This is a genomic window from Actinophytocola sp. (assembly GCF_036002505.1).
Lineage (GTDB): Bacteria > Actinomycetota > Actinomycetes > Mycobacteriales > Pseudonocardiaceae > DASYTH01.
On the sequence record NZ_DASYTH010000121.1, the window covers coordinates 14,629 to 26,608 of the forward strand.

Annotated in this window: 11 protein-coding genes; 5 read left to right on the forward strand and 6 right to left on the reverse strand. The window is 70.7% G+C overall.

The genetic code is table 11. From position 1 onward, the window contains the following. Positions 1 to 12: 12 nt before the first annotated feature. From VGR06_RS09940 to mobA, 4 genes are all read right to left on the reverse strand, one after another. Complete coding sequence (locus tag VGR06_RS09940) at positions 13 to 996, reverse strand: VWA domain-containing protein (RefSeq protein WP_327558752.1); 984 nt, start codon at positions 994 to 996, stop codon at positions 13 to 15. 10 nt (positions 997 to 1,006) lie between these two features. Next, positions 1,007 to 1,981, reverse strand: coding sequence for a DUF58 domain-containing protein (locus VGR06_RS09945; RefSeq protein WP_327558703.1), 975 nt, complete (start codon positions 1,979 to 1,981; stop codon positions 1,007 to 1,009). Further along, complete coding sequence (locus VGR06_RS09950) at positions 1,978 to 3,036, reverse strand: MoxR family ATPase (protein ID WP_327558704.1); 1,059 nt, start codon at positions 3,034 to 3,036, stop codon at positions 1,978 to 1,980. The genes VGR06_RS09945 and VGR06_RS09950 overlap by 4 nt, the downstream gene beginning before the upstream one ends. 79 nt (positions 3,037 to 3,115) lie before the next feature. Beyond that, complete coding sequence (gene mobA, locus VGR06_RS09955) at positions 3,116 to 3,655, reverse strand: molybdenum cofactor guanylyltransferase (RefSeq protein ID WP_327558753.1); 540 nt, start codon at positions 3,653 to 3,655, stop codon at positions 3,116 to 3,118. 43 nt (positions 3,656 to 3,698) lie between these two features. Here mobA and VGR06_RS09960 point away from each other — a divergent pair, with 43 nt between their 5' ends. Further along, positions 3,699 to 4,280 (forward strand): DUF664 domain-containing protein, encoded by a 582-nt coding sequence (locus tag VGR06_RS09960; protein WP_327558705.1) that lies wholly within the window; start codon positions 3,699 to 3,701, stop codon positions 4,278 to 4,280. A 55-nt stretch (positions 4,281 to 4,335) separates the two neighbouring features. On the opposite strand, the gene VGR06_RS09965 is transcribed toward VGR06_RS09960, so the two are convergent. Further along, a complete protein-coding gene (locus VGR06_RS09965) occupies positions 4,336 to 5,625 on the reverse strand; it encodes an NlpC/P60 family protein (protein ID WP_327558706.1) in 1,290 nt (429 codons plus the stop codon). A 169-nt stretch (positions 5,626 to 5,794) separates the two neighbouring features. Between VGR06_RS09965 and VGR06_RS09970 the strand changes: the two genes are divergently transcribed. The 3 genes from VGR06_RS09970 to acnA all read left to right on the forward strand — a co-directional run bounded on the left by VGR06_RS09970 (position 5,795) and on the right by acnA (position 10,694). Next, positions 5,795 to 6,268: a hypothetical protein gene (locus tag VGR06_RS09970; RefSeq protein WP_327558707.1), complete on the forward strand. Its 474-nt coding sequence runs from the start codon at positions 5,795 to 5,797 to the stop codon at positions 6,266 to 6,268. Then, positions 6,265 to 7,767: a DUF1720 domain-containing protein gene (locus VGR06_RS09975; protein ID WP_327558708.1), complete on the forward strand. Its 1,503-nt coding sequence runs from the start codon at positions 6,265 to 6,267 to the stop codon at positions 7,765 to 7,767. The genes VGR06_RS09970 and VGR06_RS09975 overlap by 4 nt, the downstream gene beginning before the upstream one ends. Before the next feature lie 164 nt (positions 7,768 to 7,931). Beyond that, positions 7,932 to 10,694, forward strand: a complete 2,763-nt coding sequence (gene acnA, locus VGR06_RS09980) for an aconitate hydratase AcnA (RefSeq protein ID WP_327558709.1) — start codon at positions 7,932 to 7,934, stop codon at positions 10,692 to 10,694. Between the two features lie 244 nt (positions 10,695 to 10,938). Here the strand turns inward: acnA and VGR06_RS09985 are convergent, their stop codons facing one another. Beyond that, the gene (locus tag VGR06_RS09985) at positions 10,939 to 11,181 is read right to left on the reverse strand and encodes a hypothetical protein (protein WP_327558710.1); all 243 of its coding nucleotides are present in this window, start codon (positions 11,179 to 11,181) and stop codon (positions 10,939 to 10,941) included. Between the two features lie 63 nt (positions 11,182 to 11,244). Between VGR06_RS09985 and VGR06_RS09990 the strand changes: the two genes are divergently transcribed. Then, positions 11,245 to 11,961, forward strand: coding sequence for a sulfite exporter TauE/SafE family protein (locus VGR06_RS09990; protein WP_327558711.1), 717 nt, complete (start codon positions 11,245 to 11,247; stop codon positions 11,959 to 11,961). Positions 11,962 to 11,980: the final 19 nt, after the last annotated feature.

Genomic DNA, 11,980 nt, shown 5'->3' on the forward strand with positions numbered 1-11,980 from the left:
CTCGCGGGATTCTCAGGGGATGCGTTGGCTGATGACCAGGGCGCTGCCGGCGGCCAACAGGGCGGCGAGGGTGCCGAGCATGAGCCAGGGGCGGCTGGCGTCGGCGTCTTTGGTTTCGTAGCCGATCTGTTCGCCGAGGGTGTCGTAGACCGAGCGGAGTTGTTCGGCGCTGGCGGCTTTGTAGAACTCGCCGCCGGAGAGTTTGGCGATCTCGCGCATGGAGTCGTCGTCGACCGGGACGTTCTGGGACTTGCCGTCGATGTCGACGGAGCCGGTTTCGGTGCCGTAGGAGATGGTCGAGATCGGGACCTTCTTCTCCGCCGCCGCCCGGGCCGCGGTGAACGCGCCGCGCGGGTCGTCGCCGTTGGGGGTGGGGATGGTCTGCTTGCCGTCGCTCATCAGGACGATGCGGGCCGGGGGTGGGCCGTCGGGGCCGCCGACCACCTGGGAGAAGCCGTCGATGGACTGGATCGCGGCGAAGATCGCCTCGCCGGTGGCGGTGGACTGGGCGAGCTTCAACCCGTCGATGGCCGAGGTGACCGGTACCCGGTCGGTGGTCGGGCCGACCAGGACCGTTGCGGTGCCGGCGAAGGAGATGAGGCCGAGGTTGACGCCGGGGGTGAGGCCCTGGGCGAACGACTTGGCGGCCACCTGCGCGGCGGCCAGGCGGGTCGGCTGGACGTCGCGAGCCTGCATGGACAGCGACACGTCGATCACCAGCAGGACGGTGGCCCGGTTGCGCGGCACCCGCTGCTGCGCGGTCGGTCCGGCCATCGCCGTGGTCAGCAGCATCAACGCGCCGACGAGCACGATCGCCGGCACGTGCCGCCACCGGCTGGGCTTCTTCGACATCACCTTGTCCAGCAGCTCCAGATTGGTGAACCGCATCGTGCGCTTGCGCCGCATCCGTTGCACCACAACGTATCCGGCCACCAGCGCGGCGATCACCAGGAACAGCAGGAACCACCAGGGAGCGGCGAACCGCCCCAACGACAACCCGAACATCTCAAGCAACCCCTCCCGACCACCGGCGTTTGCGGGAGACCACGAACCGGACGGTGTCGGCGATCCAGTCCGAGTCGGTGCGCAGCACGAGATGGCCGCCGCCGGCCCGGCGGACGGCACTGGCCACCTCGGCCCGGTGCTCGGCCGCCGCGGCGCCGAACTCCTTACGCAGCAAGGCGGACGCGTGCACCTCGCGCTGCCGGCCGGTCTCCGGGTCGGCCAGCACGACGGTGCCGATGTCCGGCAGGTCGATGTCCCGCGGGTCGAGTATCTCGATGGCGACCAGGTCGTGCCGGGCGGACAGCGCGCGCAGCGGGCGCTGCCAGGTGGTCGGCCCGAGGAAGTCGGAGATCACCACGGCCAGCCCGCGCCGGCGCGGCGGCCGGCGCAACTGCTCGACCGCTTCGGCGAGATCACCGCGGGTGCCCTCGGGCGCGCGCGGCGTCTCCGCCACCTGCCGCACCAGCCCGCGGGCGTGGGCCAGCCCGCCCCGCGCGGGCAGCCGGACGGTCCGCTCGCCGGTCGCGATCACCGCGCCGATCCGGTTCCCGCCGCCCCCGGTCAGGTGCGCGACCGCGGCCACCGCGGCCACCACCAGGTCCCGCTTCTCACATGCCGCGGTGCCGAAGTCCAGGCTGGCCGAGAGGTCCACGACCAGCCAGGTCTCCAGCTCCCGGTCGGCCACGGTCTCCCGGATGTGCGGCACCGTGGTGCGTGCGGTGACCGCCCAGTCCATCCGCCGCACGTCGTCGCCGGGCTGATAGGTGCGGGCCTCCCCGGGCTCCGAGCCCGGCCCCGGGACCAGCCCGAGGTGGTTTCCCTGCAGCAGCCCGTCCAGCTTGCGCCGCACGTCCAGCTCGAGCAGCCGCAGGCCGGCCTCCATCCGCTCACCCTGCAGGATCGGCGGCGCCCACCGGGGCCGTTCCGCTGTTACACCGCGTCGCTCCGCTTTGCCCTCGGCCGCTTTCCCGGTCATGGCCGGCCGGAGACCCCCACCGGCGCCGGGTGCCCGCCGCCGACCGCGGGCCGCGCCGACACCTGCGGCAGCGGCACCGTCTGCAGCACCCGGGAGATGATGTGGTCGATCGGCACGCCGTCGGCCAGCGCGTCGTAGGAGAGCACCAGCCGGTGCCGCAGCACGTCCGGCACCACGTCGACCATGTCCTGCGGCAGTACATAGTCCCGCCCGCGGACCAGCGCCAGCGCCCGCGCCGAGGCCACGATGCCGAGGCTGGCCCGCGGGGACGCGCCGTAGGCCACCCAGCCGGCGACATCGGTCAGCCCGTGCTCGCCGGGTGTGCGGGTGGCCAGCACCAGCCGCACCGTGTAGTCGACGAGCGCGTGGTGCACGAAGACCGTGGACGCCACACCCTGCAGCCGGACCAGCTCGGCGGGGCTCAGCACCTGGCTCGGCTCCGGCGGGTTCACGCCCATCCGGTAGACGATCTCCCGCTCCTCCTCGGCGGTCGGGTAGTCCACGATGATCTTGAAGAGGAACCGGTCGCGCTGCGCCTCGGGCAGCGGGTAGACGCCCTCGTTCTCGATCGGGTTCTGCGTGGCCAGCACCAGGAACGGGTCGGGCATCGGGAAGGTCTGCCCGCCGATGGACACGTGCCGCTCGGCCATCACCTCGAGCATGGCGGACTGCACCTTGGCCGGTGCCCGGTTGATCTCGTCGGCGAGCACGAAGTTGGCGACCACCGGGCCGAGCTCGACGTCGAAGCTCTCCTTGCCCTGGCGGTAGATCCGGGTGCCGAGGATGTCGGCCGGCACCAGGTCCGGAGTGAACTGCACGCGGGCGAACGAGCCGCCGACCACCTTGGCGAACGTCTCCACGGCCAGCGTCTTGGCCACGCCCGGAACGCCCTCGAGCAGCAGGTGACCTTTCGACAGCAGGCCGACGAGCATGCGCTCCACCAGCCGGTCCTGCCCGACGATCACCCGTTTGACCTCGAACACGGTCCGCTCGAGCAGCTGGGCGTCGCGCGCCGGCGTGCTGTTCTGGGGCGCGCCGCCCGCGGGCTCGGTCAACTCGAACCTCCTCATAACCGGTGCAATTCACCAACTACAGCACACCTGATCAGCGGTGTGACCGCTGTGAAGACCCCTCTCAGGGTAGGTCGTCCGGGGTGTCCACGTCCGCGGACTCCCCCGGCCCGGCGGCCACCTCGGCCAGCGGCAACGTCCCGAGAACCGCGTGCAGCGAGCGCCCGGCAGGGTCCGCCGGCAGCACCTCGCGCAGCGCCGCCACCCGCCACACCCCGATCAGCCACTGCCGCCGGCCGCCCGGATCGACCAGCACCGCGCCGGCCCGGTCCCCGACGGCCGCCCGCAATCGATCCACTGTGGACGGTCCGATGTTGGGCAGATCGGCGGCCAGCACCGCGACTTCCTTGACCCGGCTGGGAAGCACGGCGATCCCGGCGGCCAGCGCCGCCATCGGACCGGAGCCGGGCGGTTCTTCGCGGGTCCACACGACATCGACCGCCAGCTCCCGGCGCGGCCCCACGACGACCACCGGGTCGGCACCCGTGACCGCGTCCAGCGCCCGGCCCAGCAGGCTCCGCCCGCCCACCTCGAGCATCACCTTGTCCACACCGGACAGTCGAGATGCCTTGCCACCGGCCAGGATCACCGCGGCGAAGGACATGACCGCATTAGAGCACGCCGGCGCCCGGGGTACGGTGGCGCCCATGACCGACAGCGAATACCCGTGGGAGCCACCGGCCGCCGGTACCGAGGTCGAGCACCTCCTCGGCGCGCTCGACCGCCTGCGCACGACGTTCCGCTGGAAGGCCGACGACCTCGACGCGGCCGGGTTGCGGGCTCGCATCGGCGCCTCCGCGCTGACCCTCGGCGGCCTGCTCAAGCATCTGGCCGTCGTGGAGGACCACATGTTCACCACGAAGTTCCGCGGCGAACCCCTCGGCGCGCCGTGGAACACCGCCGACTGGGACAGCCCGGACTGGCCGTTCACCTCGGCCGCGGGCGACACTCCCGAACAGCTCTACGCACTGTGGGACGGCGCCGTGGAACGGTCTCGGGCCAGGCTCGACGCCGCCCTGGCCGGCGGCGGGCTCGACCAGCTCGTCCACGCGAGCTGGCCCGACGGGCGGCACGCCAGCCTGCGCCGGCTCGTCTGCGACCTGATCGAGGAGTACGGCCGGCACACCGGGCACGCCGACCTGCTCCGCGAATCCGTGGACGGCCGGGTCGGCGAGGACCCGCCCGCCGGCTGGCGCCCCCGGAGCGGGTCGTTCAGCCTCGTGCTGTGAAGGGACCCATTGGGACGCTCAACGCCCTGAAGGCGTCTTTCATAGCACTTCATCCCTAGAGCACGCGGGTCGCGTAGGGCTCGATACCGCCGTAGCGGACCGGGGCGATGCGCACCCGGGAGCCGGAGTACGGCGCCTCGACCATCTGCCCGTTGCCCAGGTACAGGGCGACGTGATGGATGGCGCCGCCGTCGGACCAGAACAGCATGTCCCCCGGCGCCATCGCGGACAGCGGCACATGCCGGCCGGCGCGGGCCTGGTAGCCGCTGTAGTGCGGGAGCCGGACGCCGACCCCGGCGAAGGCGTGGACCATCAGGCCGGAGCAGTCGAAGCCGACCTTGTTGTAGTCGCCGAACGCGTCGGCCACGCCGCCGTCCCGGATGCCCCGGGTCGGCCCGTTCGCGTCGCCCCCGCCCCAGGCGTAGGGCACCCCGAGCTGGGCCAGCGCCCGCCCGATCACGACCTTGACCCGGCCGGCCGCGGGCACGTTCACCGGCCGGCCGCCGGCCGCGGCCTGCTGGGCCAGCAGCGCGTCCTCCCGCTGCTTGGTGGCGAGCCAGTCCAGGTAGCGCTGCCGCTGGTTCTCCAGCCCGCCGACCCGGGCCTGCGCATCGGCGAGCTGACGCTCGGCGTCCTCCTTGTCGGCCAGCAGCGCCCGCGCCCGGGCCACCTGGTCACGCTGGGCCTGCCGGGCCGCCTCGGTCGCCGCGTCCGCGGCCCGCTTGGCCCGCTCGGCCTCAGCCTGTTTGGCGTTGGCCAGCTCCAGCGCGGCCCGCGCGGCGGAGTCCTTGTTGGCCTTGGCCACCTTGGCCCGCTCCAGCACGTCCAGCGCGTCGAGCTCGCTACCGCTCACCGCGTTCAGCAGCTGGGCCCGCTCCAGCAGGTCCCGCGGGCTCACCGCGCCGAGGTAGGCCGACATCGAGCCGATCATGCTGCCCTGCTTGAAGCTGCCGGCGGCGAACTCGTCGAGCCCGTGGCGGGCGTCCTCGACCACCTGGCCGGCACCGCCGGCCTCGCGGGCCGCGGCGTCGGCGTCCGCCCTGGCCTGACGCGCCGCCTCCTGCGCCGACTGCAGGTCGACCAGGGCCTTGTTGGCCTCCTCCATCTTCCGCTCGACCGCGGCCTGCAAGCTGATCAGTCGGGACTCCGCGTCGGCCACCCGGTTGGTCAACTCGCCGACCTTGCCGGCCTTGGCCTTGGCGTCCGCGCGGCTGCCGCTGAGATCGGTGTCGCTCGGGTTGGGTGGCGGCGGCGGGACCGCGACGGCGATGCCCGGCACCAGCATCAGGGCCAGCGCCACGGTCACGGCCGCGACGCCCGCGGCCCGTACTCGTCGTCCCGGCACGACGCCCCACCTCCATTGCGGGCGCTCCTACCGCCCCACGACCAGGTCACTCTGCCACTCCAATGTGGACTAGTACCACCCGTAACACTGGAAACTTCGGCAACGCACGCAACTTTCACCCCATTGAAGGCATTTGGTCACCGACAGTGGCGCCTGCGAGCATGTGCCGGTGCGTCTGCGCCGAACCGTGATCGGACCGGCCGGCGCCGCCCTGGGCGGTGCCGGTCTGGTGCTCGTCGCCGTGGGAACGTTCCTGCCCTGGTTCCGCTCCGGGCTGGTGCTGCGGGACAGCTACGAGTCGATCAGTCTCATCCGGACGATCGGCATCCTGCGGGACAGTCCACTCCGGTTCGCGCTGGACGCCTGGACCATGATCGTTCCGACGGTGACGCTCTGCGTTGCGACCTATGCGTTCGGTTTGCGCCGGACAGCCGCAACGATGGCCGCGGTGGTGGCGATAATCTGCGGAACCATCGGTGCCGTTGCAACCGTCGAAAGCGGCACCGACGAGGCTTCACTCGGCATCGCCAGCACCGGCCCCACGGTCACGCTCATCGGGGGAGCACTGGCCTTGCTCGGAGTGGTCGGCGTCTTCACCGGCCGGCGCGTACGAACGAGGACAACCGCAGGAGGGGAACCGTGACCTATCCAGGTTCTGGCGGCCCGTGGCAGCCGAACGACCCGAACCAGCAGCCGGGCTACCCGCCGCAGCCGGGATACGGGCAGCAGGGCGGCTACCCGCAGCAGCCGGGCGGGTATCCGCCGTACCAGCAGCCTGGGTATCCCCAGACCGGACCGCAGCCGACCCAGGGCTACGGCTATCCGCAGACCGGGCCGCAGCCTGCGCAAAGTTACGGGTATCCGCAGACCGGTCCCCAGCCGACCCAGCAGTACGGACAGTACGGGCAGTACGGCCCGCCGGGATTCCCGCCGCAGCAGAAGAAGAGCCGCAAGGGCGTGATCATCGGCGCGATCGTGGCGGTGGTCGCGATCGCGGCCGGCTCGGTGGTCACCGTGTGGGCGCTGAACCGCAGTGACGTCAAGGCCGGCGCGCCGAACCCGACCGCGGCCGCGGACAACCTGGTCAGCGCCATCAACAAGGGCGACCTGGCCGGGTTCTTCGCCACCCTCGCCCCGGCCGAGGCGTCCGTCCTGGTCGACCTGAACAAGGACATGACCAACGAGCTCAAGCGGCTCGAGGTGTACAAGAAGGACGCAGACCCGGCGCAGCTCCGCGGCGCGGAGATCAAGACGGCCGACCTGAAGTACGACGAGGGCGCCGCCGAGAAGGTCAACGACCACCTGACCATCACGAAGCTGGTGGGCGGCAAGCTGATCCTCGACTCCGATGTGAGCAAGCTGCCGCTGACCGAGAAGTTCCTCGACGCCGCGTTCCCGCGCGGGCTGGAGGCCAAGCCCTCGCACGAGGAGATCGACATCGCCAAGGAGACCAGGAACGGCAAGAAGCCGATCCGGATCGCCACGGTGAAGGTCGGCGACCAGTGGTACCCGAGCCTCTTCTACACGATCGCCGACTACGCCCTGCAGGACGCGGGCAAGAAGTGGCCGGCCAAGGGCATCGCCGACAAGGGCGCCGGCAACCCGAAGGACGCGGTGCAGGAGCTCGCCCAGGCCGCCGCCGACGCCGACCTCGAGCGCGTGATCGAGTTGCTCCCGCCGGACGAGATGGGCGCCCTGCACGACGCCGGCCCGGTGCTGCTGCAGATGGCCGGCCGCCCCAAGCCCCAGGACATCAAGATCACCCGGTTCGACGCCGACACCCAGGACGTCACCGGCGGCAAGAAGGTCGTCATCAAGGCACTCGAGGCCGACGCCGACGGCCACCACCTCACCGTCCGCCGGGACGGCGACTGCTACAGCTACCAGGCCGACGACGAGAGCGACAAGTTCTGCGCCGACGAGGTGGCCAAGATGCTCAACGGGAAGAAGCTGTCGGGCGAAGCCCGGGATGCGTTGGTGCACCTGGCTTCCGGCATGCTCAAGAACACCGGCATCGTCACCACCAATGTGGACGGCAAGTGGTACGTGAGCCCGCTGCGTTCGTTCACCGATGTGGAGCTGACGGTGCTCAAGAGCTTGACGGCGGACGACGTCTACGCCTTGCTCAAGCTCGCCAAGTAGCGACATGCCTCAGGTGAATCACGGCACACCCTCCTTGAACGCGAATACAGGACAAGCGTACTGTTTGGCGCACGGGGGCCTGGCTGCAAGCCCGGAACGGGTGCGCGAGACTCGAACGGGTACCCGAGAACCGACTTCCGCTCACCGGCGAGATGGAGCTGGATGTGACCGCACCAACGAGCAAGGACAGCTTCGGCGCGCGAGGCACGCTGACCGTCGGATCGGCCTCGCACGAGGTGTTCCGGCTGGGCGCGGTGCCCGGTGCGGAGCGCCTGCCGTACAGCCTGAAGATCCTTCTGGAGAACCTGCTGCGCACCGAGGACGGCGCGAACATCACCGAAGACCACGTGCGCGCGCTGGCGGGCTGGGACCCCGCCGCCGAACCCTCCGTGGAGATCCAGTTCACCCCCGGCCGCGTGGTGATGCAGGACTTCACCGGAGTGCCGTGCGTCGTCGACCTGGCCACCATGCGGGAGGCGGTCACCCAGCTCGGCGGCGACCCGGCCAAGGTCAACCCGCTGGCCCCGGCCGAGCTGGTGATCGACCACTCGGTGATCGCCGACATCTTCGGCCGGCCGGATGCCTTCGAGCGCAACGTCGACCTGGAGTACGAGCGCAACCGCGAGCGCTACCAGTTCCTGCGCTGGGGCCAGTCCGCGTTCGACGAGTTCAAGGTCGTGCCGCCGGGCACCGGGATCGTGCACCAGGTGAACATCGAGCACCTGGCCCGGGTGGTGATGACACGTGGCGGGCAGGCGTACCCGGACACGCTGGTCGGCACCGACAGCCACACCACGATGGTCAACGGGCTCGGCGTGCTGGGCTGGGGTGTCGGCGGCATCGAGGCGGAGGCGGCGATGCTCGGCCAGCCGGTGTCGATGCTCATCCCGCGCGTCGTCGGGTTCAAACTGGACGGTGAGCTGCCGCCCGGCTCCACCGCGACCGACCTGGTGCTCACGATCACCGAGTTGCTGCGCCAGCACGGTGTGGTCGGGAAGTTCGTGGAGTTCTACGGTTCCGGCGTGGCGGCCGTGCCGCTGGCCAACCGCGCGACGATCGGCAACATGAGCCCGGAGTTCGGCTCGACCTGCGCGATCTTCCCCATCGACGCGGAGACGGTGTCCTATCTGAGGTTCACCGGTCGTTCGAACGAACAGGTGGCACTGGTCGAGGCGTACGCCAAGGAGCAGGGCCTGTGGCACGACCCGGACGCCGAGCCGCGTTACTCCGAGACGCTCGAGCTCGACCTCGGCTCGGTGGTGCCCTCGATCGCCGGGCCGAAGCGCCCGCAGGACCGGATCGCCTTGTCCGAAGCCAAAACCCGGTTCCGGTCGGTGCTGCGCGACTATGTCGCCGACGACGACGTGGACGAGGAGATCGCCGAGTCGTTCCCGGCCAGCGACGCGCCCTCGCACAACGCGCGGCCGAACGGCTCGCGGCCGCGGCGGACCGTGCCGGTGACGCTGGACGACGGCACCGAGACCACCCTCGACCACGGGCATGTGGCGATCGCCGCGATCACGTCGTGCACCAACACCTCCAACCCGTCGGTGATGATCGGCGCGGCGCTGCTGGCGAAGAAGGCGGTGGAGCGCGGGCTGGAGCGCAAGCCCTGGGTGAAGACCACACTCGCGCCCGGGTCCAAAGTGGTCATGGACTACTACCAGCGCGCGGGTTTGCTGCCGTACCTGGAAAAGCTGGGCTTCCACCTGGTCGGCTACGGCTGCACGACGTGCATCGGCAACTCCGGCCCGCTGCCCGAGGCGATCTCGGCCGCGGTGTCGGCCAGCGACCTCGCGGTGGTGTCGGTGCTGTCCGGCAACCGCAACTTCGAGGGCCGGATCAACCCGGACGTCAAGATGAACTACCTGGCCAGCCCGCCGCTCGTGGTGGCCTACGCGCTGGCCGGGACCATGGACCTGGACCTGTCCACCGAGCCGCTCGGCCTCGACGCGGACGGGGACCCGGTGCACCTGGCCGACATCTGGCCGTCGCCGCAGGAGATCCAGGACGTGATCGCCTCCGCCATCTCCTCGGAGATGTTCACCACCGACTACGCCGACGTGTTCGCCGGCGACGAGCGCTGGCGCTCGCTGCCGACGCCGACCGGGTCCACGTTCGACTGGGATCCCGGCTCGACCTACGTGCGCAAGCCGCCGTACTTCGAGGGCATGGGCCTGAAGCCGGAGCCGGTCACCGACATCTCCGGCGCCCGGGTGCTGGCGCTGCTCGGCGACTCGGTCACCACCGACCACATCTCCCCCGCCGGCTCGATCAAGGCGGACTCCCCCGCGGGCGAGTACCTCACCTCGCATGGCGTGCAGCGCAAGGACTTCAACTCCTACGGCTCGCGCCGCGGCAACCACGAGGTGATGATCCGCGGCACGTTCGCCAACATCCGGCTGCGGAACCTGCTGCTGGACAACGTTCAGGGCGGCTTCACCCGGAACTTCCTCGCCGGCGGTGAGCAGACCACGATCTACGACGCCGCCATGGCCTACGCGGAAGCGGGCATGCCGCTGGTCGTGCTGGCCGGCAAGGAGTACGGCTCGGGCTCGTCGCGTGACTGGGCGGCGAAGGGCACGTCGCTGCTCGGCGTCCGCGCGGTGATCGCCGAGTCGTTCGAGCGCATCCACCGGTCGAACCTGATCGGCATGGGCGTGCTACCGCTGGAGTTCCCGGACAAGGAGTCCGCGCTTTCGTTGGGCTTGGACGGCACGGAAACCTTCGACCTCTCCGGGATCACCGCGCTGAACGACGGTGACACCCCGGCCGTCGTCGCGGTGTCCGCGAGGAGGTCCGATGGGTCCACAGTGGACTTCGACGCCCTGATCCGCATCGACACGCCCGGCGAGGCCGACTACTACCGCAACGGTGGCATCATGCAGTACGTGCTGCGGAAGATGGTTAGGGCTTACAGAGAATAACCTGAGCATTCTGGTTGGGATGGGTCGTGGTGTGGTGTCGGCCTGGTGAGGCACCTCGGGCTGGGAGGCAAGCAACGTCACGTTGCTTGCCCACCCGGGCCGAACGAAAGATCAACTGGCATGTTGATGATCTGCGGTGCCTTACTGCGTAGAACTGGCTCGCTCCGCTCGCGTGAGCGGGCCTTGACGCGGTGCCTTCCCTTCTGCGCTGCTCGTCAGTCCAGGCACCGCCGGCCCGCTCGGTCTACGACCTCTTGACCGTGCTGCGCGGCCTGATCTCTCCGGTCTCGGACCGGCAGAGTAAGGCCACCCAGGTGCGGCAGGGCCGCAGCGACAGGATCCGGCGCATGTGGACCACCGGGTTGTCCACATCGGACGGATCGCCGGCGACCGGACGGCCACCGGTAAGTCCTAGCCCTCCGGCCGGACCACCACGCCCACCGGCCGCCAGGTCGAACGAGCCGGCCACCGCCAGCTCCGTCGACACAGTGATCTACCCCACCGGCAATTCCCGCGCCGGCGAGCACCACGCCACGACAGGATGGGGTCCATGTCGATGACGCTGCTGATCGCCGGCCTGGCCCTGGCGCTCGGCGGCCTCATCCAAGGGGTGCTGGGCTTCGGGCTGGCGCTGGTGTCGGTTCCGGTGGTGGCGCTCGTGGAGCCGGCACTGCTGCCCGGGCCGATCCTGCTGGTCACCACCGTCCACTCGGTACTGACCGCGCTCCGCGAGCGCCGGCATGTGGACTGGCGCGGCGTCGGCTGGGCGATGCTCGGCCGGCTCCCCGGCACCGCGATCGGCGTGCTGGTGGTGGACTCCTTGCCACAGCGGGGTTTCTTCGTCGTGGTCGGGTCCGGCGTGCTGGCCTTCACGGTGCTCTCCATGCTGACCTGGCAGCCACGGCCCACGCCCCCGGCGCTGACCACCGCCGGGCTGGTCAGCGGCGCGTTCGGCACCTCCATGGCGATCGGCGGCCCGCCGCTCGCGCTGATCTACCAGCACGAGCACGGTGCCCGCATCCGCGCGACCCTCGCCACCTACTTCACCCTCGGCGCCGGTCTGTCCGCGGTCTCGCTGGCCGCCACGGGCCACCTGCGGGCGAGCGACGCACTGCCCGCGCTGGTCCTGGTTCCCTTCCTGCTCGCCGGTTTCGCCCTCTCCGGACCCGCCCGCCGGCTCGTCGACGGCGGCCGGATCCGGTACGCGGTCCTCGCCTTCGCCGGCATCAGCGCACTTGTGCTGATGGCCCGCAGCCTGGTCAACTAACCGCCAGCCAGGCGCCCAC